Raw genomic sequence first — 20,493 nt, 5'->3', positions numbered from 1 at the left:
AGTAACGGCCCGGGCGCAGTGGGCGCCCGGGCGCTTTACTTCTTAGTAACGATAATGCTCGGGCTTGTAAGGGCCGGCGACGTCAATGTCCAAGTACTCGGCCTGGTCCTTGCTTAGCTCTGTCAGCTCAACGCCCAGGGCATCCAGGTGCAGGCGGGCCACCTTTTCGTCCAGGACCTTGGGCAGCACGTAGACCTGGTTCTCGTATTCGCGTTCGCCTTCGGGCTGGTCCTTCTTGGTCCACAGCTCGATCTGCGCAATGGTCTGGTTGGCGAACGAGTTGCTCATGACGAAGGACGGGTGGCCGGTGGCGTTGCCCAGGTTCAGCAGGCGGCCCTCGGAAAGGACAATGATGGACCGGCTGGCCTCGCCAGTGGCAGGATCCTCCTCGAAAACCCATTCGTGGACCTGCGGCTTGATTTCGACCTTCTTGATGCCGGGGACCCTCGCAAGCCCTGCCATGTCGATCTCGTTGTCGAAGTGGCCGATGTTCCCCACGATCGCCTTGTTCTTCATGCCGGCCATGTGCTCCGCCATGATGACGTCCTTGTTGCCCGTGGTGGTGATGAAGATGTCGCCCTGCGCGAGGACAGACTCCAGCTTGGCCACCTGGTAGCCGTCCATCGCGGCCTGCAACGCGCAGATGGGATCGATCTCGGTAACGATGACCCGTGAACCCTGGCCTCGCAGCGCTTCCGCGGCGCCCTTGCCGACGTCGCCGTAGCCGCAGACGACGGCAACCTTGCCGCCCATGAGCACATCCGTTGCGCGGTTGATGCCGTCCGGGAGCGAGTGGCGGATCCCGTACTTGTTGTCGAACTTGCTCTTGGTGACGGAGTCGTTGACGTTGATGGCCGGGAACAGCAGCTTGCCCTGTTCGGCGAGCTGGTACAGGCGGTGGACGCCCGTGGTGGTTTCCTCGCTGACGCCCTTGATCGTGGCTGCCGTCCGCGTCCACTTCTTCGGGTCCCGGGCCAGGGAGCGGCGCAGGACCTCAAGGAAGATTCCGTACTCTTCGGAATCAGTGGGATCAGCGGACGGCACGTTGCCCGCTGCCTCGAACTCCACGCCCTTGTGCACCAGCATGGTGGCGTCGCCGCCGTCGTCCAGGATCATGTTGGGTCCCAGTTCGGGATCGGATTCCGCGCCCGGCCAGGTGAGGATCTGCTCGGCTGTCCACCAGTACTCTTCGAGGGTTTCGCCTTTCCAGGCGAACACCGGCACACCCTGCGGGTCCTCCACGGTGCCCTTGCCAACCACCACGGCGGCGGCGGCTTCGTCCTGGGTGGAGAAGATGTTGCAGGAAGCCCAGCGGACCTCCGCGCCCAGGGCGGTGAGGGTTTCAATCAACACGGCTGTCTGCACTGTCATGTGCAGTGATCCTGCGATCCTGGCGCCCTGGAGCGGCTGGGTGGGCCCGAACTCCTCGCGCAGCGACATGAGCCCGGGCATTTCGTGCTCGGCAAGGCGGATCTGGTGGCGGCCGGCTTCTGCCAGGGTGATGTCGGCAACCTTGTAGTCAAAAGTCATGGATGGTCCTTAATTCGTTCCGGAGGCAGAGTCATGTTGGTCTGATCCTGCCGCGGAGGCTGCTGCCAGCAGCTCGGGGGGCAGGAGCAGCGGTATGCCGTCCTCGATGGCGTAACGCGGCTTGACCCCGGATTCCGCAGCGACGGCGGCAACCAGTTCCTCGCCTTCCTGCACCAGGGGGGAACCGGTCACGGGACAACGCAGGACGGACAGCAGTTCGGGACTGATCTTGGGCATTTATTGGTGCTCCCTGGCGGGCGCGCTCGCGCCGGTAGCGGACTGATGTGCAGCTTCCAGCCTACCGCCACATGGATGTCAGGAGGGTTCACGCAGGACGCGCAAGTGTCCCCTGCGGGTGCCCTCGGCCCCGGCCGGCGCCTCAAGGGCTGAATGGGGGCCGCGCTGCAGCGGCGGCTGCTTCGCCTGGCTGGGCAGGGCCGCAGCATCCCGGACGGCATTGGCAAGGGCGAGCAGGTCGTCAGGGCCGGGCTGCTGGGGAGTCGACGGCATGGCGAGTCGCAGGACCTCCCAGCCCCGCGGGACCGTCAGGGAGCCGGCATGCTGCTCGCACAAATCGTAACAATGCGGCTCGGCGTATGTGGCCAGGGGACCGAGGACTGCTGTGGAGTCCGCATAGACGTACGTCAGGGTGGCCACCGCCGACTGGCGGCAGGCAGATCTTGAACACTGACGGATAGCTCCCACGACATCCCAGACTACTCCGTATCGCCGCGAAAACAGCGCATTGCCGCCCCGGGCCGCCGCGTCCGTGCCCCGGGCAGAATGTATCGCATAAAAGTTCCCCCGGGTTTACAGTCAATGTATGCAGTCATCGAACCAGAAATCAGGTTTCACGGTCCGGTTGGCTGATCCGGATGCCCGCAGGGATCCAGGGACCGGCTCACCGGGCAAGAGCTTCGCAATGCGCCGCCGCAACCGGCACGGGCGCGGGCTGCGCGGGGAAGTGATGCTCCCAACCCATCCCGGCTACCGGACCCGCTCGGACCGCTTTGATGACATGGTGATGGATTCCGCCCAGCGGCTTCACGACATCTGGGGCAAGACCCTGGACGGGGTCCGGTTCGGCGTGGACGAGATCCCGCCGGACCTGGAGCAGTTGGCGGCCGGCACTTCCCCCGCTCCCTTGGGCTCCTATGCTCCCGCTGCGGACGGGGAAGGACCCATGATTACCGTGTACCGGCGCGTGGTGGAACAGGCGAGCCCCGGCCCGGAAGAGCTCCAGGACCTGATCCACGACGTCGTTGTGGAGCACACCGCCGAAATGCTCGGAGTGGCTCCGGAGACGCTGGACCCGGTGTACCGCCGCCGGTACTGAGCCTGCCGCTGCAGCTGTCCGGCCAGCCTAGTGGCTGAGCGTCACGGGCACTGTTTCCTGGCCGGCGGCTGCTGCCAGGAATGCCAGCGTTGAGACGTCGTTCCTGCCGTCCTGCTGGACCAGCACTGCGCCGTAAGCGGCATCGCCGGACGCGGAAACTACGTAGCCCACGACGCCCGCGTCCTCAACCTTGTCCGGCACCGCTATGGAAGAGGTGGTTCCGCCGGCAATGTCGGCGGTGGACGGCGGCCGGACTTTGCCGTCCGATGTGATCGCCGAATAGGTGATGGTGGCCCTGGCGTCCAAGGCGCCGAAAATCAGGCTGCGGCTGCCGCCCTGGGGAACCGGAACCACGTGCTGGCTGCCCAGCCTCACCCCGGACGCTGCCCAGGCGACGTCCGACGCCTCGCCTTCCTGGAGCCCGCGGGTGATCCGCGTGGCCGCGACAAACGAGACATCCGAGGACGCTGCCACCGTGTACTGCCCGGCGGGGACACCCGCGAGCGAAACTTCAGTGACGGCGCCTGCCTTTGCCGTAATGACGCCGCCGGAGGGCAGGGCCTCTTGGCCGTCCCGGCCGTAGAGCTTGACCTCCACCACTGCGTCCGACGGCCCCGGAACCGTCAGCTGAAGGGCCGGGCCGGCATCCTCATATCCGGACTTCCCGGTCAGCTGGGCCAGTCCGGCAGGGTCCTGGATGTCCACGCCCGTCATGACCTGGCGCGCTGCGGGAGCTGCTCCCGGCGCAATGAAGTCCACTCCCCCGGGGGTGAGGCCGCGCAGGACGCCCTGCTGGATCACCGCCGCGACGGGGCCGCCGGCGCTGCGGACGTGGACGCTGAGTTGCCGCTCCCCCGGCGCCAAGCCTGCGAGGACCACGGATCGGGAGGTGCCCGGAGCGACAAGCAGGCCGCGGCTGCCAGGCGCCTGGATCTGCCCTTGGGCGCCAAAAAGTTCCAGGCTGACGGTGGCCGGCGTGGTGGAAGCATTTGTCAGCACCAGCACGGAGGCCCGGCCCACGGTTGTGCTGGCTCCTGCAAGCCACTGGTCGTTGGACGGCGGCTGGCAGTTGGATGTTGCGGTGCCTTGGAGGTCTCCGTCAGTGGCAGTGAACTTCATCACCGCTGCGGCCGATGCCTTCTGGTTCGCCAAGGCGTCGGCGCTCAGTACGCTGGCCTGTTCTACAGGACGGGCGTCCACCACTCCGGCCAGGAGTTCCTGGGGCGAACCGGCAGTGGCAGCCTGGCCGGGTTCCTTGGAGATTTCGACGGCGGTTGTCCCGTCCAGCTGCGACAGCCGGCTAGCCGGCAGCACGCCCGCCGAGCCGAGCACCGCCCCTGTGACAGAACTGGCCGCCGTAGCTGACACCGGACTGAACTGGGGATCCGTTCCTGTTTCGGTGCCTTCCAGTAGCCGGGCCGGTCCCGGGCACACGCCCAGGCTCGTCCCGGCGGGGACAGCTACTGCCGGGGCCGCCACCGCACGGCTGGAATCCGCCTGTGGCAGGAGGGATCCGCCCACCACCACGGCCCCCGCTCCGGCGAGGATCACCGCCGCCGAGGCGAACCCCATCAGCCTCGCTTTGCGCCCCTGTACTGAAACCGGCTGGGAAGAACGCTGATCAGTGTCCGGGGTGTCTTGGGCGCCCGTTACGCTGTGCGCCCCGCCGGGGGCCTTGGCTTCCGGCTCTTCGGCGGCCGCGGTGTGCTCATGCATTCTGGTGTTCCTTACGCAGGGAGCCCTCGTCCCGTGAAAGGCCGGTCCGTGTCCTTCGGGCGGGCATCGGGATGGCGAGCAGGACCGTCAGGCCAATTACCGTGACCTGCGCTATGGCCGTCCACAGTGCCCAAGGGTTCTCATAGCGGATGGTCAGCTGTCCTCCGGAGGCGGGGAGCGTGAAGGCCTGGGCCCAGCCCGAGGTAGTTGCCGTGAGCCTGCGGCCATCGATCCAGGCGCTCCAGCCGGGATCCGCACGTTCTGCCAGGACCACAAGGCGCCCTTCCGGGCCCGCATCCACGGGGGCGTCGACGTCGGTGTAGGCGGAGGGAACCAGCCCTATGGCAGCACCGTTTGCGTCCACGATCCGTACCCGGTGGGCAACATCGGCAGCCTGCAGTACCGGCTGGTTCAGCGGGGTGATCCGCCAGAGCCATCCCACGTCTGTCTGGCCGACGGCCACAAGTCCGGGTACGGCATCCATCCTGCTTGCTGTCAGTTGCGCCGCAGTGTCCGCTGAGCGCAGCACAATGAACCCGACGCCCAGCTGTTCGAGGTCGATCCGCGGGTCCACGCCCTGGCCGGCAACAAGGATGGCCACTACGCGGCGGACGGCGGCGGCGACGTCATCGTCGTCGCGTACCGACTCCTCCCCCGGCGCACCGATGATGTTGCGTGCGGACGCTATGGCGGAAAAACTGTCCAACGTGGTGCCGGAGCCCCGCATCAGGGTTGCATCGAAAATGCCGTTGTCCCGTGTACTGATCAGCAGGGTGCGGGTCTGCTCGGGGCCGGTACCGCGGTCGATCGCGGTCGCCGGGAGGGTCCGCGGGTTGGCGGGCTCCACCAGGCGGGGGACTCCGAGCGCGCCGGCGTCGCCGGCAACGCCCGATTCCGTGGCACCGGCGCCCGCCTGGACCGTCCCGGCGGCAGTCGCAGGGCGAAGCAGGTTCTGGGCGGACCACGCCGCCATCCCCGCGAGGGGGCCGGTCAGCAGGACGACCATGCTGATGGCAGCGACTGACCGCAGGGCAGTCCTGTGCCTGGTGGTGCTGCTGGCCACAGCTTTGTCGCTCATGGCCAGGAGTTGTTCCGCACCCAGAATGCCTGCCGCCAGGAGTGCGAAGGCCGCGGCCGAGACTGGCGGGCCAGTAAAGGGGGTCACCAGCGTTTCCGCGTTTAGTCCGGTGGCCACGTGGCCGGCCAGCCAGCCGCCGGTCAGGGCAATGATGGCGGCCACCCAGAAACACCTCACTGTCCTGGCCCGGCGTCCGGGGATCAGCAGCCCGGCAACGGCCAGGGCGAGCACCGGGACCGCCACAAGGAGTGCCAGCAGCAAGGCCCACGGAATTGCGCCGCCCGTGAAGTAGGGAAGCCCCTCCAGGCCGCCCTCCGGATCAAACTGCAACGGCTGTCCCAAGAGCTGCTGCCACAAAGGTGCAGCATCAAAAGCCAGCGGCAGACCGGGATCCGCCAGCAACGCCCTCGGCCTGTCGAGCACGGAGATGCCGAAGGGAATGAAAAGGGCCGCAGTGGGCAGCAGGGCCCACCAGACCGTGCGGCCGCGGCGGCCGAGCAGGAGGCCGCAGAGCACGATGACCACGGCGGCCGGAACCAGGAGCGACGGTGCAGACGCGACAACAACAGCCAGTGCAAGCCCCGCGGCCGCGGCGGCGGTCCAGGACGGCGTGCCGTTGATGCCTGGCCTGGCCGGCGGCCTGTCGCCAAGGCGGTCGCTGGAAAGGGCAGGCAGCGTGAAGCGGCCGTGCCCTACTGCAGAGCCGGTGGCCCGCAGCAGCGCAAGGACCAGCAAGGGAAGCATGATGTGGGCAACCAGGGCGCCGGCCCGGCCCTGATTAAGCGCCACCTGGAGGGCAGGGGCGGCAGCCCAGAAGACAGCCGCGGCCAGCCGCAGCCGGCGGCGGACAGTCAGTCCTCCCGCAGCGAACCACGCGGTCAGCCCGGACAGCGGAGTTGCCAGCAGCAGCAGCCAGGCGATGGCGGCGTTGGCGTCGCCTCCGCCAAATACGCCAAGGATCCACAGGACGTATCCAAAGGGGTCTCCCCGCCCGGGCAATCCTGCACCCAGCGTGATCCACCAGCTTGAGGCGTGGTGCCACAGATCGCCGAGGTCGCCGGAAACGGGAATGAGGGCGCCACCTGTAACGGCGTCGGCACGGAAAAGTCCCGTAAGGGCCAGCATCGACGCGACGGATGCGATGATGACGGTGGCCAGGGCGCCGTTGCCCACCCATCCGCGCTTTGAGGTGGCAAGTGCCGCGAAGTCGTCAGACGCGTCCCCCGTGGGTTGGTTTGCCAGTGGATCATGCTCCAGGTCATCGGCAGGTGAATTGTCCGAGCCGAGCGCTTCCATTAACGACCGGCGGTGGCTCCAGACCTCGCGCCTGGGCGTCTGAAGCTTGCGGATCACAGACCTGCGGATCCGGCGGGTTCGGCGGGCGCTGCGGCGGGCCCGGGCCACGGCGCGCGGCCGGCCGAGGGCGGCGCAGGTGGCAACCAGCTGGGACAAGCCGTGGCCGGGATCTTTTACCAGGATACTGAGTACCAGCTTGAACAGGCTGCCCAGGAGGGCCCCGGCTCCATGGATGGGTACCATCCACAGCGGCGAGTGTTTCAGGCGCAGATGGACCTGGGCTTTCCGGGCGGCTGCGGCGTTGCCCAGCGCGTGCGGCCGGTGCGCTACGTGGAACATCCCGGCCGAGGGCACCACCACAACCCGGTGCCCTGCCAGCCGGTTGCGCCAGCAGAAGTCGACGTCGTCGCCGCTGCCGGGCAGGGCGGGATCGAAACCGCCCAGCTGCTCCCAGATGTCGCGGCGAACCAGCATGCCGGCGGAATTGACCGCAAACGTGTCGCTGCGCCCGTCGTACTGCCCCTGGTCCAGTTCATCGGCGTCGATCAGGGTGAGTCGTTCGGCCCACCGGCTGGTGGACAGGCCGACGTCGATCAACTTCCGTCCGCCGTCCCAGTCCAGCTGCTTGCAGCCGGCCACGGTGACGGAAGGCGCGCGTTCGACGGCGCTGAGCAGCTCGGCGAGGGCTTGCGGCGCGGGTGCCGCATCATCATGCAGCAGCCAGATCCACTCAGTCCTGCCGCCTGCAGGGCTTCCGCGCCATGGTGCCAGTTCCGCCAGGCCGGCCAGCACCGCCGCCCCCATGCCGCCTTTACCCCGCTGCTGGCTGACGACGTGGGCCGGGCCCAGGGCCTGCTGGAGAAGGGCCTTGGAATCATCCCGGGAGCCGGTGTCGACGCCAATGGCGTAGTCCACGGGCCGGGTCTGGTCCGCTAGGGCTGCGAGGGTTCTGGGCAGATAGTCACTGCCGTTGTGGGCGACCACAACGGCAGTAACATGGACATCCTGGTGAATTAGATTGCTCGCTTCCTAAGGCGCCGGCGCTCGCGCTCGGAAAGGCCTCCCCAGATGCCAAACCGTTCATCGTTCGCCAACGCGTACTCCAGGCATTGCGAACGCACGTTGCATGCCCCGCATACCTTTTTCGCGTCGCGGGTGGAGCCGCCCTTCTCAGGGAAGAATGCCTCGGGGTCGGTTTGGGCGCACAAGGCGTCCGTTTGCCAGCCCAGTTCGCCTTCGTCGTCGAAATCCTGCTGGAAAGGCAGTCCGATCCATACGGGCTGGATGGCGCTTGGTGCGGCCAGCTCCATGGGAGGGTCGAGTTCATCCTCCGGCTCGGCGCCGCCGTCCAGCAGGGCCTCGTGCGCGGCGAGGAAGGCAGTGGCCTGGTCCTCAAGGGCGCCACCCGCGTTCCTGTTGTACCGCTCGGCGGCATGGGGGTCGGCCGGGTCCACGTACCAGTCGCTCGGCACCCCCCGTGCCCGGTATTTTGCCGTTGCCTGGCCGGCCACGACGGCATCTTCCTGGATACGCTCTGCTTGCCCCATGGCGACCCTCCTGATGTTGCAGCCCCTGCCTGGATACGTGGCACTCGGTTGTGTGCCGGCATTTACGCAGTTGCCTTTAGTTATCTAATTACACGCGTGTAACTAGGGCGAGTCAAGCCGCCGCCGGATAATAATCACTCTCGATCACGAATAAGGCGTACGCCACGCCCGGTAATTTATTACGGGCGTGCGGCGCCATGGTCCAGCAGTCCGAACTGACGGCCGCGAACCGTCAAATTCGCCGCCGTTTGCGGGAAATTACCCGCAAAGACAGTAAATAGCAAGCACACTGAGCAACTCAGTGTGAGATATGTCACGTCGGGTGGCGGGTGCTACTCCAGCGTGCTGCGCCGGCAGTGCCCGGCCAACCGTAGTCCAAGGAGCGCCCCCGGTGGCAGGATGTAGCCATGACCAACCCGGCAGCTGACCTCATGGCAACCCTTCGTTCAGGCAACTCCACTGCCCCGCGCCTCACCTGGTACGGCCCCGACGGCGAACGCGTTGAGTTATCCGGCCGGGTGCTGGACAACTGGGTTGCCAAGACCAGCAACCTGCTCCAGGACGAACTGGACGCGACCCCCGGCATGCGGCTGGGCCTGGAACTGCCGGCGCACTGGAAGTCCATGGTCTGGGCACTTGCCGCCTGGCAGCTCGGCATGCAGACCGTCCTTGACCGCAGCCCGGCGGATTACCTGGTTACTGCTGATCCGGAAACGGTGGAGGGAAAGTACGACGCCGTCATCGCCGTTGCGCTGCCTGCGCTGGCCATGCGCTGGCCCGGTGAGCTGGGCGCCGGCTACCTCGACTATGCAGCGGAAGTGCGCTCCCACGGGGACGTGTTCATGGCCCATGCCGAAGCTGATCCCGCAGGCTGCGCGATCGTGGCCGGCGACGGCCGGAGCTACCTTCACCAGGACCTGCTCGACGGCTTCGCGGTACCTCATGAAGAGGGCGTGCGGCTGCACATCCCGGCCGGGAACGGCCTCGAGGCGGCCCTGTCAAATGCCCTCGGCGCCTGGCGGCGCGACGGCTCGGTGGTGGTAACCCACCCGGATGTGCAGCTGACGGACAACCTGCTCGCAGCGGAACGCATCCACGGAAGTTGAGCTGCCGTGCCGGCTAGCCCTTGCCCTGGCTTTCGGCCGAGGTTTCCCTCTCGACGGGGACGGTGCGCTCCTTGGCGTGGTGGTGCAGCTCGATGAGCTCGTGGTCGTGGGAGAACTCCGGTTCCTGGTCCAGTTCCTGGTTGAACACCAGGAACCGGTAGGCGAAGAAGCGGACAACGGTGGCTACCAGGATGCCAAGTATTCCCGCGAAGAACAGCATATTCTTGTCAGTCACGCCCAGACCGTACTTCGCGAGGGCGGTGAAGCCGGTGGAGATGCCGATGCCGATCCCATTGATGAGGACGAACATCAGGAATTCCCGGAGCACGTTTGCCTGCCGGCGGTGCCGGAAGGTCCAGAGCCGGTTGGCAATCCAGGAGAACACCGTGGCCACCGAGGCGCCGACAAACCTTGCCTTGGCCTCGCTGTCGGTCATGGGGCCGTGCATGAGGTAGTAGGTGAGGCCGTTGTCGATGACGAACGCAACACCGCCCACAGCTCCGAATTTGGCGACTTCGCGCCAAAAAAGGGACGCGAGTCCCCGGATGCGGTCTGCAAGTGCGGTAAACATGGCCCTCCATGGCTGTCTGAACTGTGGGCCATCGGGCCAGAGGCCATTTTAGCCCCCAAACCTGCGTGGCAGCCTCCCTAACCTGCGCCTGGGGCTTTCGGCGCCCGAAACACTCCTGCCCGCCGCGGACCGGAACGTGGGATACCGGTCGGTCTTCGGTAGGCTGGCAAATGTGACTTTTCCAGTAATAGGCGTGGTGGGCGGCGGCCAGCTTGCCCGCATGATGGCCCCGGCCGCAACCGCACTTGGCTTTGAACTCCGCGTCCTTGCCGAAGGTGACGATGTCTCCGCTGTATCGGCGGTGCCGTCCTCGCCTGTGGGTGACTACAAGGACCTGCAGACCCTCCTGGACTTCGCAGAAGGCCTGGACGTCATGACCTTTGACCACGAGCACGTCCCAACGGCCCACCTTCGTGCCCTGCAGGACGCCGGAGTCAACATCCAGCCCGGACCCGACGCGCTCGTTAACGCCCAGGACAAGCTGGTGATGCGTGCAGCCATCGACCGGCTGGAACTTCCCAATCCCGCCTGGGCCTCGGTTGAGGACGTGGCAGGCCTCGTCAGTTTCGGGGAACGGACTGGCTGGCCGGTTGTGCTGAAGATGCCGCGTGGCGGGTACGACGGCAAGGGTGTCCGCATTGTGGGCTCGGCGGAAGAGGCTGCGGACACAGAAGAATGGTTTGACGCCATGAGTCCCCTCCTGGCCGAGGCTAAGGTCGAGTTCACGCGGGAACTGTCCGCATTGGTGGCACGGACGCCGGACGGCGAGGCCCGGGCATGGCCCGTGGTGCACACCATCCAGGTGGACGGCGTGTGTGACGAGGTCATAGCGCCCGCGCTGGATATCCCCGTGGAGGTTGCAGCGGCAGCGGAAGACGCCGCCCTGCGGATTGCCGGCGAGCTGGGAGTGACGGGCGTGCTGGCCGTTGAACTCTTCGAGACGCCGGGTTCGGGGGCAGGGTTCCTGATCAACGAACTTGCCATGCGCCCCCACAACACCGGCCACTGGACGCAGGACGGCTCGGTGACCAGCCAGTTCGAGCAGCACCTCCGGGCGGTACTGAACCTTCCACTTGGCGCCACGGACACCCTTGCCCCGGTGGTGGTGATGAAGAACTTCCTGGGCGGCGAGAACCAGGACCTGTATTCCGCCTTCCCGCTGGCGCTTGCCAGCGAACCTGCCGCGAAGGTGCATTGCTACGGCAAGTCCGTCCGGCCCGGCCGCAAGATCGGCCATGTGAACCTGGTGGGTTCATCAACCACGGACGTTGAGTCCGTTCGCCGCCGTGCCACCATGGTGGCTAACATCATCCGCGACGGGCGGGTAGCGGCGGAGGAAACGCCAAGCACTTTCGAGGAGAACGCATGAGCGCCCAAACCACACCAGCCACCGCGTCGGAGACAGCGCCCTTGGTAGGCCTGGTCATGGGTTCCGACTCGGACTGGCCCGTGATGGAAGCCGCGGCGGACGCGCTGGCGGAGTTCGGCATTCCGTTCGAGGCCGACGTCGTGTCCGCCCACCGGATGCCGACGGAAATGATCCGCTACGGGCAGACCGCCCATGAGCGCGGTTTGAGGGTCATCATTGCCGGCGCCGGCGGCGCGGCCCACCTGCCGGGCATGCTGGCCAGCGTTACGCCGCTTCCGGTCATCGGCGTGCCTGTCCCCCTGAAGACCCTGGATGGCATGGATTCACTCCTGTCCATCGTCCAGATGCCGGCGGGCGTTCCGGTGGCTACCGTTTCCATCGCCGGGGCACGCAACGCGGGCCTCCTGGCCGTGCGGATACTGGCGGCCGGGACGGACGGGCTTGCCGCATCGCTTCGCGCAGACCTCCTTGATTTCGCCGCGGACCTCAACGCCGTCGCTACCCGCAAGGGTGCGAACCTGCGGCAAAAGGTCAGCGAGGTCTTTGCCGAAGGCAACGGCGCCCTGCGGGGCAGCCGCTAGGGCGGCGCGTATGTCCAGCAGCAAGCTGCATGACTCCGCTCCCGGCGGCGCAATGACAGATCCCGTCCGGTACCCGGTCAGCGCTTCCCCGCCCGTCCGCACCAAGCGCGCTTTCGTGCTTGTCCTCCTGACCCTCCTGGTACCGGGCAGCGCCCAGATTGTGGCCGGCGACCGGAAGCTGGGCCGCGCCGCACTGGCCGTAACGCTCTGCGTCTGGACGGTACTCGCGCTCACCCTGCTCCTGCTGCTCCTCAACCGCCCCCTCCTGATCAACATCATCACCAATCCCTTCGCCTCCCTGGCGATCGTGATCCTGCTGGTGGCGCTGGCCGTCGGCTGGGCGGCGCTGTTCATCAACACCCTGCGGCTGATCCGCCCCGTGTTGCTGGAGCCCTCGGTACGGCCCGCCGTCGGGATTGCTTTGGTACTGGCTCTGGTCCTCGGGAGCGGGTCGCTCGGCTATGCCGCCTACCTCCTCAACGTGGGCCGTAACGCTATCGGCAATATCTTTTCCTCCGGGCCCGCCATCGACCCCGTGGACGGGCGCTATAACTTCCTGATGATGGGCGGCGACGCCGGTGAGGACCGTACGGGACGGCGTCCGGACAGCCTCTCCGTGCTGAGCGTTGACGCCGAAACCGGCCAGACCGCCATCATTTCCGTCCCCCGCAACTTCCAGAACGCGCAGTTCAGCGAAGACTCGCCGATGCGGGCCATCTATCCCGACGGCTACAACTGCGGCGACGAATGCCTCATCAATGCCATCAACACCGAAGTAACCAACCAATACGCGGACCTTTACCCGGGGGTGGCCGATCCCGGCGCGCAGGCAACCATGGAAGCCGTCTCCGGAACTCTGGGAATGACAATCCAGGCCTATGTACTGGTGGACATGGAAGGCTTTTCCACCCTCATCGACGCCATGGGCGGCATTAAGATCAAGGCCGGCGGCTGGGTACCCATGAGCGGCTACTTCGACGATTACAGCCAAACCCACGGCATGCCCCTCGGGTGGATCCCCGCCGGAGAGCAGACGCTCGACGGCAACCAGGCGCTCTGGTACGGACGGTCACGCGAGTATGTGGACGACTACGCCCGTATCCAGCGCCAGCAATGCGTCCAGCAAGCCATGCTGAAGCAACTGGACCCGGCCACGCTGCTGGCCAAGTTCGAGGACATCGCCAACGCGGGCACGCGGGTTGTGGAATCCAATATCTCCTCTTCCCAGCTTGGCAGCTTTTTGGACCTCGCCATCAAGGCGAAAGGCCAGGAGGTCAAGCGGCTTACCATCGGCCCCCCTGACTTCGACGCTTCCTTCTCCACCGTCCCGGACTTCGGCCGGCTCCATGAGCGGGTGGCCCAGTTGCTGGCATCGGCCTCCGCCAAGGGCGCCCAGTCGGCAGGAATTGCAGACGACGCCATCGCCGTCCCGAAGGCGGGTTCCGGGCGCATCCAGGCGGCCGGGGCCTCCCCCGCTGGCCTGCTGGCCGGCGGCGGCGCCGCACAGCAGCCCACGCCGTCGGACTTCACCCCGGTGACCACAACCCCCGACGGCGAGCCGATCACCGCAGAGATGCTGAACCAGCTCAAGCGCGATGGCGATGAAGAAGCCATCCGCCAGCTCGTGGCCACCAACGGCCAGTGCGCCCCGCTCTAGAGCCAACCCACCAACGAACGGAACGGTTTTGTACCAGATTGACAACGTCCTCCGGGATTACGCCTGGGGTTCGACGACGGCCATCGCCGCCCTCCTGGGACGCCCGGAGTCCGGCGGGCCCGAAGCGGAACTGTGGATCGGCGCGCACCCCGACTCCCCGTCTGTCGCCCGCGTTCCCGAGGACGGTTCGGCCACCACGCCCTTGGACGCCCTGATCTCGCGCGATCCGGAGCATTTCCTCGGCGCGGACTCCGTTGCCCGCTTTGGTCCGCGGCTGCCGTTCCTGGCCAAGATCCTGGCGGCAGCCCAGCCACTGTCCCTGCAGGTCCATCCGAGCCTGGAGCAGGCACGGGCGGGATTTGCGCGGGAAAACGCGGCGGGCCTGGCCCCGGAGGCACCCAACCGGAACTACCGGGACGACAACCACAAGCCGGAGATGATTCTCGCCCTGACGCCGTTTGAGGCGCTGTGCGGTTTCCGTCCGGCTGCCCGGACCGTGGAAATCCTGCGGCACGTTGCCGCCGCCTTCGACTCCGTGGACGGCGGGGCTCCCGCGCTGATCGATGGGCTGCTTGGGGACCTCCAGTCCGCCGACGAAAGCACGGGCCTGCGGAAAGCCTTCGAGCGCCTGATCAGCGGCGGCCAGTCAGTGGCTGATGCTACTGCGCTGGTGGTGGCCGCGCTCCGCTCCGGAGCGCCCGTTGCACCTTACGAGGCCGAACTCAACACTGTGATCAGCCTGAACGAAAAGTACCCCGGCGATCCCGGGGTCCTGATCTCCCTGCTGCTGAACCGCATCTCGCTGGCACCCGGCGAGGCGGTCTACCTGCCCGCCGGAAACGTCCATGCCTACCTGCACGGGCTGGGCGTGGAGGTCATGGCATCCTCCGACAACGTCCTGCGCGGCGGCCTCACCCCCAAGTTCGTGGATGTGCCCGAGCTCCTGCGGACGGTTGACTTCCAGCCTGTGGCGGTGCCCATGCTCGCGGCCGAAAGGACTGTCCTGGACCAGGAACTGTTCCGCCCGCCGTTCGCGGAATTCCAGCTGCAGCGCATCGAGCTCTCACCCGACGCCGGACCGGTACCGCTGGCACAGTCCGGCGCGGCCGTGGTGATTGTTGTGGCCGGCAACATCTACCTCGATTCGCCCAAGGGCGACCTGCAGCTCGCCCGGGGCGGCAGCGCTTTCCTGGCCGCCGCCGAGGCTCCGGTCAACGTTCACCCGGTGGCGGGGAGCACGGAGCCTGCGCTAGCTTTCGCCGTGACCACGGGCCTGTAGCAGGCCGCGCCCCACGGCTCTCCAGGCAGCAACAGCAAAGGGCGACGGCGGCACCCGGGCGGGTGCCGCCGTCGCCCTTTGCTTGCCGGGGCTAGCTGCCCGGGCGCAGCTTCTGGAGCACAGGGCGGACCCTGCCGGCGGCAGCCTTCAGCAGCCGCCGGCCGGTCTGCAGCCCGCGCCGCGCCAGCGGCATGGCCTGGGCATATGCCGGGTAGAACGGCGAGAGCGGCTTTTCCCAAGTGCCCAGCAGCATGTTCTCGTGCTTGGCAAACTGCTTTTTGAAGTCCGAGATGCCGTCGTTGAGCAGGCCGTTGAAGTCGTAGCGGGAGCAGCCGTCCTCGCGCATCGCCTGCAGCGCCGCCCATTTAACGCCGTAGTTGACGCGCTGCTTCTGCCCCTCGGCAGACACGCCGCCGTAGAGCTCGAAGGCGGTGGAGCCGCTCCTCGCGAGCCAGACAAACGCCAGTAACTGCTCGCCGTCGAACGCCCCGATGATCGGCGAGCCGTCACCCATGTTCTTGAAGATGTCCCGGTAGTACTGGTCCTCGTGGATCCCGAACCCGGCGCGGTCCGCGGTCTCGTGGTAGACGGCCAGTACCTGCTCAAGTTCGGCGTCGTTCTTCACCTTGCGGAACTCCACGTCGCTGCGCATGGCCTTGCGGATGTTGGCGCGGGTGGACTTGGACATGTCCGCCATGAGCTCGTCATCGGTCCTGGTGAGGTCAAGGATCAGGGTCCGCGGGATCAGCACCGTATTGCTGGATGACCGGAACCCGGCGGCCGCCACTTCACCGGCGAAGACTGAATCCCGGTCCCAGTCGGGTTCGATGCTCAGGGCCACGCCCCTGTGCCGGACGGCGGCGTGGCCGGCCAGGCTGTTGAGGACCGCCTGCGCATTTTCCGGAGCACACATGGGGCCGCGGGGAATATACACCAGCGCACGGAACGGAAGGGGAAGGCGCCGGACCAGCAACTGGGCGCAGCCAATGGTGTTCCCGCCGTCATTGATGAGCACACGGTCCACGGACCAGCCGTGCATTGCTTTGGTCTCGCCCCACCCCCAGAGCTGTTGCGGATGTCCCTGGAACCGGTCAACATGGTCGTCCCAGAGGGCGCGGTCAGTACAGGGCACAACAGCAGGAATCATGGCTTCAACCCTATACCAACGGCTTAAAACGCCAGGCCCCCGGAACGCGGTGCGCGCTCCGGGGGCCTGGAATCTCAACGCGGCCGGGTCAGCTCTTGCGGGCGTAACCTTCCCACTTGTCGGCCCGGTGCTCGCCGTCAACGAAGCGGATGGTGCCGGATTTGGAACGCATCACGATGGACTGGGTAAGGACCTTGTCCTTGGAATAGCGCACTCCCTTGAGGAGGTCGCCGTCGGTGATGCCGGTGGCGGCAAAGTAGCAGTTGTCACTGGAGACGAGGTCGTTGGTGGACAGGACCCGTTCGAGGTCGTGGCCGGCATCGATGGCCTTCTGCTTTTCTTCGTCGCTGGTGGGCCACAGGCGGCCCTGGATCACGCCGCCGAGGGACTTGATGGCGCAGGCCGCAACGATGCCCTCCGGGGTGCCGCCAATGCCCATCAGCGCGTCGACGCCGGTTCCCGAGCGGGCAGCTGCGATGGCGCCTGCCACATCGCCGTCCATGATGAACTTGGTGCGCGCGCCTGCCTCGCGGATTTCCTCCACCAGCGGCTTGTGGCGGTCACGGTCGAGGATCATGACGTTGAGCTGGTTGACCTTGACGCCCTTGGCCTTCGCGATCAGGTGCAGGTTCTGCTTGACCGGGAGGCGGAGGTCCACCATGTCAGCGGCTTCCGGACCCGTGACGAGCTTCTCCATGTAGAACACGGCGGAGGGGTCGAACATGGAGCCGCGCTCGGCTACTGCCAGGACGGCAAGGGCGTTGTTGATGCCCAGTGCAGTCAGCCTGGTTCCATCGATGGGATCGACGGCAACATCGCATTCGGGCCCCGTACCGTCGCCGACGCGTTCGCCGTTGAACAGCATGGGGGCTTCGTCTTTTTCGCCTTCACCGATGACCACGACACCGTTGAAGTGGACGGTCTGCAGGAAGGAGCGCATGGCGTCAACGGCAGCGCCGTCAGCCTTGTTCTTGTCGCCGAAACCAACCCAGTGACCGCCGGCGATGGCTGCCGCCTCGGTGACGCGGACAAGCTCGAGGGCAAGGTTGCGGTCCGGCTCATCGTTACCCACTGCAAGGGACGGGGAGAGCGTGGAGTACTTCTGGGTCATGGACGCTGGTGACACGTGAACCTCTTCTTCGAGTGGCGATCATTGAACCCGCCCGGCCGGTGCGGCAGGGCGGTGATTCCTCTGCTACCGATCATAGTCGCGGCACCGCCCACGGGGCGGCGGATGACGCAACACCGCAATGTGCCGGGAGCTGCGCCGCGGAGCCGGCGCCGGCCAAATGGAAGTTGACCGCCGGCATGGGCGACTATAGAGGTGTGAATGACATGCAGGAAAAGACCACTCCCAGTCCCGAGCCGCACGGATCCGGAGGCAGCAACGGACCCGGCGCCACGGCAGGACAGTGGCAGGTTAAGCCCGTCATTCCGGCGGCAGCCGCCAAGCGCGCCAACGCCTCAGTGATTGGAATGGTGATCGCCCTGGTGGTGAGCATCGCGGCGTTCCTGCCCATCATCCTCATGAATCCGCTGCCCAAAAGCGAGGGCTACCGTCCGAACATCGATGTGGGAGCCACCGCACGCAACGCCGCGGATGTGGCGGGATTCACACCTGCAGCCCCGGACACCGGCAACACTTTCCGGCCGAACTACGCCCGCTGGGAAGCCGGAACCGGCAGCGGCGTCCCCACCTGGGAAGTGGGATACCTGACGCCCAGGGAGTCCTTCATCAGCCTGGTCCAGACCAGGAGCGCCAACCCCACCTGGCTTCTTCAGCAAACCAGGAACGCGCCGGTCACCGGCTCCCGGAACGCCGGCGGGCAGGACTGGCAGCTTCGGGACACCGGCAAGGGCGGAAAGTCCCTGGTGCTGGACTACCGCGGCACCACCGTCATCCTGTCCGGGGAGGCCCAACTGGACGAGATCGCCGCGCTGGCGGACGCCGTCGTCAGATCCATGGAAAGCAACCCGGCTGTCACAGTTTCACCCTCTGCGCCCGCCGCGCCGTAAGGTAGGCGCGTGGCTACCTACCTGACTCCTGCACTCGCCTGGCGCCGTCTGCGCGAAGGCAATGAACGATTCGTTAACGGTGAGACCTCGCACCCCAACCAGGATGCGTCACGCCGGTCATCCCTCGTGGAGAACCAGCACCCCTTCGCCGTCATCTTCGGTTGCTCCGACTCGCGGCTCGCCGCAGAGATCATCTTCGATGTGGGCCTCGGCGACGTCTTCGTCGTCAGGACGGCCGGCCAGGTCATTGACGACGCCGTCCTGGGCTCGCTGGAATACAGCGTGGCAGTGCTGGGGGTGCCCTTGATCGTGATCCTGGGGCACGACAGCTGCGGCGCCGTCAGCGCCACCAAATCCGCAGTGGAAACCGGAGAGATGCCGACAGGTTTCATCCGGGACCTGGTGGAACGGATTACGCCGTCGGTCCTCACCTCCCTCCGCAATGAGGAAACCGAAGTCAATGACATGGTGGTGGAACACGTCAAGCAGACGTCGCAGCGCCTCGTGGACAGCTCCCGTGTGATTTCCGACGCAATCGGCTCCGGCAAGACCGCGGTGATCGGCCTCTCGTACAGCCTGGCCGAAGGCCGCGCCAACCTTGTTTCCGGAATCGGCGAGCACTAGGAGCTTCCCAAAACTGCCGCGGCCGTGGGCCTGTAGCAAGCAGTTCACGGTTTTCGGTGCGGCGCCCGTGCGTCCTAAGCTAGCCCCATGACTTCCACTGAAGAGTTCCGCATTGAACATGACACGATGGGCGAAGTCCGCGTCCCCGTGAACGCACTGTACCGCGCGCAGACGCAGCGGGCAGTGGAGAACTTCCCCATTTCCGGCAAGACCCTGGAACGTGCGCACATTGAAGCACTGGCCCGGGTCAAGAAGGCTGCCGCCCAGGCCAACGCTGAGCTGGGTGTGCTCGACGGCGAGCTGGCCAAGGCGATCGCAGATGCAGCCGATGAGGTGGCCGCCGGCAAGTATGACGGCGACTTCCCCATCGACGTCTTCCAGACGGGCTCCGGCACGTCCTCGAACATGAACACCAACGAGGTCATCGCCGAGCTTGCCTCGCGTGCCCTCAAGGCCGCCGGCAGCGACAAGGTTGTCCACCCGAACGACCACGTCAACGCCTCGCAGTCCTCCAACGACGTCTTCCCCACATCGGTCCACGTTGCTGCCACCTCGGCCCTGATCAACGACCTCATCCCGGCCCTCGGCTACCTGGCGGAGTCGCTGGAGCGCAAGGCTGTTGAGTTCAAGGACGTGGTCAAGTCCGGCCGCACCCACCTGATGGACGCCACCCCGGTGATGCTCGGCCAGGAGTTCGGCGGCTACGCCGCGCAGGTCCGCTACGGCATCGAACGCATCAACGCGTCCCTCCCCCGCGTCGCCGAGGTTCCGCTCGGCGGCACAGCGGTGGGCACCGGCATCAACACCCCGGCCGGGTTCCCGGAGCGCGTCATCGAACTGCTGGCAACCGACACGGGGCTTCCCCTGACTGAGGCCCGCGACCACTTCGAGGCCCAGGCCAACCGCGACGGCCTCATCGAGGCGTCCAGCCAGCTGCGCAACATCGCCATCTCGTTCATGAAGATCAACAACGATCTCCGCTGGATGGGCTCGGGCCCCAACACAGGCCTTGGCGAAATCGCCATCCCCGACCTGCAGCCGGGTTCCTCGATCATGCCGGGCAAGGTCAACCCGGTCATCTGCGAGGCATCCATCATGGTGGCCGCACAGGTCATCGGCAACGACACCGCCATCGCCTGGTCCGGCACCAACGGCGCCTTCGAGCTTAACGTCGGCATCCCGGTCATGGCGTCCAACCTGCTGGAATCCATCCGCCTGCTCGCAAACACCAGCCGCGTCATGGCGGACAAGATGATTGACGGCATCACCGCGAACGTGGAGCGGGCCCGCTTCCTGGCCGAGGCGTCCCCGTCCATCGTGACCCCGCTGAACAAGTACATCGGCTACGAGAACGCCGCCAAGATCGCCAAGACGGCCGTGGCTGAGGGCCTGACCGTACGCCAGGCCACCGAGAAGCTCGGCTTCGTCGGTGACGGCGAGGGCAAGGTCTCCGAAGCGGACCTTGACAGGGCACTGGACGTCACCACCATGACGGCTCCGGCCCACAAGGCGTAGGTCCCCTTCCCAGCCAGGCCCGCCTGGCAAGGGACAAGCACGACGGCGGCCGCCCACCTTCCCTGCGAAGGCGGGCGGCCGGCGTCGTTAAGCTCCTCTGCGGGCGCTGGGATTTCCCGCGAAGG

The 20,493-nt window shown here is 66.5% G+C and carries 18 protein-coding genes; 9 read left to right on the top strand and 9 right to left on the bottom strand.

Going from position 1 to position 20,493, the window contains the following annotated elements; genetic code table 11:
* Positions 1 to 42: 42 nt before the first annotated feature.
* The 3 genes from ahcY to Q9R30_RS14450 all read right to left on the bottom strand — a co-directional run bounded on the left by ahcY (position 43) and on the right by Q9R30_RS14450 (position 2,235).
* On the bottom strand, positions 43 to 1,530 hold the full coding sequence (gene ahcY / locus Q9R30_RS14460) for an adenosylhomocysteinase (protein WP_104997234.1): 1,488 nt from the start codon (positions 1,528 to 1,530) through the stop codon (positions 43 to 45).
* Between the two features lie 9 nt (positions 1,531 to 1,539).
* Positions 1,540 to 1,767 (bottom strand): Trm112 family protein, encoded by a 228-nt coding sequence (locus Q9R30_RS14455; protein ID WP_104997233.1) that lies wholly within the window; start codon positions 1,765 to 1,767, stop codon positions 1,540 to 1,542.
* 78 nt (positions 1,768 to 1,845) lie between these two features.
* Entirely contained in the window at positions 1,846 to 2,235 is a 390-nt protein-coding gene (locus Q9R30_RS14450) for a DUF3499 domain-containing protein (RefSeq protein WP_104997232.1), read from the bottom strand.
* 118 nt (positions 2,236 to 2,353) lie between these two features.
* Here Q9R30_RS14450 and Q9R30_RS14445 point away from each other — a divergent pair, with 118 nt between their 5' ends.
* Complete coding sequence (locus Q9R30_RS14445; RefSeq protein ID WP_104997231.1) at positions 2,354 to 2,866, top strand: metallopeptidase family protein; 513 nt, start codon at positions 2,354 to 2,356, stop codon at positions 2,864 to 2,866.
* Positions 2,867 to 2,893: 27 nt separating this feature from the next.
* Here the strand turns inward: Q9R30_RS14445 and Q9R30_RS14440 are convergent, their stop codons facing one another.
* From Q9R30_RS14440 to Q9R30_RS14430, 3 genes are read right to left on the bottom strand one after another with little or no spacing between them, the layout of a single operon-like run.
* Positions 2,894 to 4,582 (bottom strand): DUF5719 family protein, encoded by a 1,689-nt coding sequence (locus Q9R30_RS14440; protein ID WP_311217989.1) that lies wholly within the window; start codon positions 4,580 to 4,582, stop codon positions 2,894 to 2,896.
* Entirely contained in the window at positions 4,575 to 7,940 is a 3,366-nt protein-coding gene (locus Q9R30_RS14435) for a glycosyltransferase family 2 protein (protein ID WP_396136730.1), read from the bottom strand. Before Q9R30_RS14435 ends, Q9R30_RS14440 begins: the two co-directional genes overlap by 8 nt.
* Before the next feature lie 29 nt (positions 7,941 to 7,969).
* Positions 7,970 to 8,503, bottom strand: coding sequence for a WhiB family transcriptional regulator (locus Q9R30_RS14430; protein ID WP_104997228.1), 534 nt, complete (start codon positions 8,501 to 8,503; stop codon positions 7,970 to 7,972).
* A gap of 407 nt (positions 8,504 to 8,910) precedes the next feature.
* On the opposite strand from Q9R30_RS14430, the gene Q9R30_RS14425 reads away from it, so the two are divergent.
* Positions 8,911 to 9,609 carry a TIGR03089 family protein gene (locus Q9R30_RS14425; protein WP_104997227.1) on the top strand — a complete coding sequence of 233 codons (699 nt, stop codon included), beginning with the start codon at positions 8,911 to 8,913 and terminating at the stop codon, positions 9,607 to 9,609.
* 13 nt (positions 9,610 to 9,622) lie between these two features.
* Here the strand turns inward: Q9R30_RS14425 and Q9R30_RS14420 are convergent, their stop codons facing one another.
* On the bottom strand, positions 9,623 to 10,180 hold the full coding sequence (locus Q9R30_RS14420) for a GtrA family protein (protein WP_104997226.1): 558 nt from the start codon (positions 10,178 to 10,180) through the stop codon (positions 9,623 to 9,625).
* Positions 10,181 to 10,352: 172 nt separating this feature from the next.
* Here Q9R30_RS14420 and Q9R30_RS14415 point away from each other — a divergent pair, with 172 nt between their 5' ends.
* Genes Q9R30_RS14415 through manA form a run of 4 tightly spaced genes read left to right on the top strand, consistent with a single transcriptional unit; the run spans position 10,353 to position 15,066 of the window.
* On the top strand, positions 10,353 to 11,549 hold the full coding sequence (locus tag Q9R30_RS14415; RefSeq protein WP_104997225.1) for a 5-(carboxyamino)imidazole ribonucleotide synthase: 1,197 nt from the start codon (positions 10,353 to 10,355) through the stop codon (positions 11,547 to 11,549).
* Complete coding sequence (gene purE / locus Q9R30_RS14410; RefSeq protein ID WP_311217988.1) at positions 11,546 to 12,130, top strand: 5-(carboxyamino)imidazole ribonucleotide mutase; 585 nt, start codon at positions 11,546 to 11,548, stop codon at positions 12,128 to 12,130. Before Q9R30_RS14415 ends, purE begins: the two co-directional genes overlap by 4 nt.
* Before the next feature lie 10 nt (positions 12,131 to 12,140).
* Positions 12,141 to 13,787, top strand: a complete 1,647-nt coding sequence (locus tag Q9R30_RS14405) for an LCP family protein (RefSeq protein ID WP_311217987.1) — start codon at positions 12,141 to 12,143, stop codon at positions 13,785 to 13,787.
* Positions 13,788 to 13,815: 28 nt separating this feature from the next.
* On the top strand, positions 13,816 to 15,066 hold the full coding sequence (gene manA, locus Q9R30_RS14400) for a mannose-6-phosphate isomerase, class I (RefSeq protein ID WP_311217986.1): 1,251 nt from the start codon (positions 13,816 to 13,818) through the stop codon (positions 15,064 to 15,066).
* A 91-nt stretch (positions 15,067 to 15,157) separates the two neighbouring features.
* Here manA and Q9R30_RS14395 read toward each other — a convergent pair whose 3' ends face one another.
* Positions 15,158 to 16,213: a peptidoglycan bridge formation glycyltransferase FemA/FemB family protein gene (locus tag Q9R30_RS14395; RefSeq protein WP_311217985.1), complete on the bottom strand. Its 1,056-nt coding sequence runs from the start codon at positions 16,211 to 16,213 to the stop codon at positions 15,158 to 15,160.
* A gap of 88 nt (positions 16,214 to 16,301) precedes the next feature.
* Positions 16,302 to 17,324 (bottom strand): class II fructose-bisphosphatase, encoded by a 1,023-nt coding sequence (gene glpX, locus Q9R30_RS14390; protein ID WP_199775395.1) that lies wholly within the window; start codon positions 17,322 to 17,324, stop codon positions 16,302 to 16,304.
* Between the two features lie 224 nt (positions 17,325 to 17,548).
* Here glpX and Q9R30_RS14385 point away from each other — a divergent pair, with 224 nt between their 5' ends.
* The 3 genes from Q9R30_RS14385 (at position 17,549) to Q9R30_RS14375 (ending at position 20,368) form a co-directional block, all read left to right on the top strand.
* The gene (locus Q9R30_RS14385; RefSeq protein WP_311217984.1) at positions 17,549 to 18,229 is read left to right on the top strand and encodes a DUF4245 domain-containing protein; all 681 of its coding nucleotides are present in this window, start codon (positions 17,549 to 17,551) and stop codon (positions 18,227 to 18,229) included.
* A gap of 9 nt (positions 18,230 to 18,238) precedes the next feature.
* Positions 18,239 to 18,853, top strand: a complete 615-nt coding sequence (locus Q9R30_RS14380) for a carbonic anhydrase (protein ID WP_104997219.1) — start codon at positions 18,239 to 18,241, stop codon at positions 18,851 to 18,853.
* Between the two features lie 87 nt (positions 18,854 to 18,940).
* Positions 18,941 to 20,368: a class II fumarate hydratase gene (locus tag Q9R30_RS14375; protein WP_104997218.1), complete on the top strand. Its 1,428-nt coding sequence runs from the start codon at positions 18,941 to 18,943 to the stop codon at positions 20,366 to 20,368.
* The last annotated feature ends 125 nt before the right edge of the window (positions 20,369 to 20,493 follow it).

The sequence above is a fragment of the Arthrobacter sp. AB6 genome (assembly GCF_031844545.1).
Classification (GTDB): Bacteria; Actinomycetota; Actinomycetes; order Actinomycetales; family Micrococcaceae; genus Arthrobacter.
The sequence above is the reverse complement of the archived record's forward strand: the minus strand, read 5'-3'. Positions and strand labels throughout refer to the sequence as shown.

What these genes read in the sequence shown, in the direction of transcription:
- ahcY (WP_104997234.1), bottom strand. Translation starts at nt 1,530, where the DNA reads ATGACTTTTGACTACAAGGTTGCCGACATCACCCTGGCAGAAGCCGGC.
- Q9R30_RS14455 (WP_104997233.1), bottom strand. Translation starts at nt 1,767, where the DNA reads ATGCCCAAGATCAGTCCCGAACTGCTGTCCGTCCTGCGTTGTCCCGTG.
- Q9R30_RS14445 (WP_104997231.1), top strand. Translation starts at nt 2,354, where the DNA reads ATGCAGTCATCGAACCAGAAATCAGGTTTCACGGTCCGGTTGGCTGAT.
- Q9R30_RS14440 (WP_311217989.1), bottom strand. Translation starts at nt 4,582, where the DNA reads ATGCATGAGCACACCGCGGCCGCCGAAGAGCCGGAAGCCAAGGCCCCC.
- Q9R30_RS14430 (WP_104997228.1), bottom strand. Translation starts at nt 8,503, where the DNA reads ATGGGGCAAGCAGAGCGTATCCAGGAAGATGCCGTCGTGGCCGGCCAG.
- Q9R30_RS14425 (WP_104997227.1), top strand. Translation starts at nt 8,911, where the DNA reads ATGACCAACCCGGCAGCTGACCTCATGGCAACCCTTCGTTCAGGCAAC.
- Q9R30_RS14420 (WP_104997226.1), bottom strand. Translation starts at nt 10,180, where the DNA reads ATGTTTACCGCACTTGCAGACCGCATCCGGGGACTCGCGTCCCTTTTT.
- purE (WP_311217988.1), top strand. Translation starts at nt 11,546, where the DNA reads ATGAGCGCCCAAACCACACCAGCCACCGCGTCGGAGACAGCGCCCTTG.
- Q9R30_RS14405 (WP_311217987.1), top strand. Translation starts at nt 12,141, where the DNA reads ATGTCCAGCAGCAAGCTGCATGACTCCGCTCCCGGCGGCGCAATGACA.
- Q9R30_RS14395 (WP_311217985.1), bottom strand. Translation starts at nt 16,213, where the DNA reads ATGATTCCTGCTGTTGTGCCCTGTACTGACCGCGCCCTCTGGGACGAC.
- glpX (WP_199775395.1), bottom strand. Translation starts at nt 17,324, where the DNA reads ATGACCCAGAAGTACTCCACGCTCTCCCCGTCCCTTGCAGTGGGTAAC.
- Q9R30_RS14385 (WP_311217984.1), top strand. Translation starts at nt 17,549, where the DNA reads ATGCAGGAAAAGACCACTCCCAGTCCCGAGCCGCACGGATCCGGAGGC.
- Q9R30_RS14375 (WP_104997218.1), top strand. Translation starts at nt 18,941, where the DNA reads ATGACTTCCACTGAAGAGTTCCGCATTGAACATGACACGATGGGCGAA.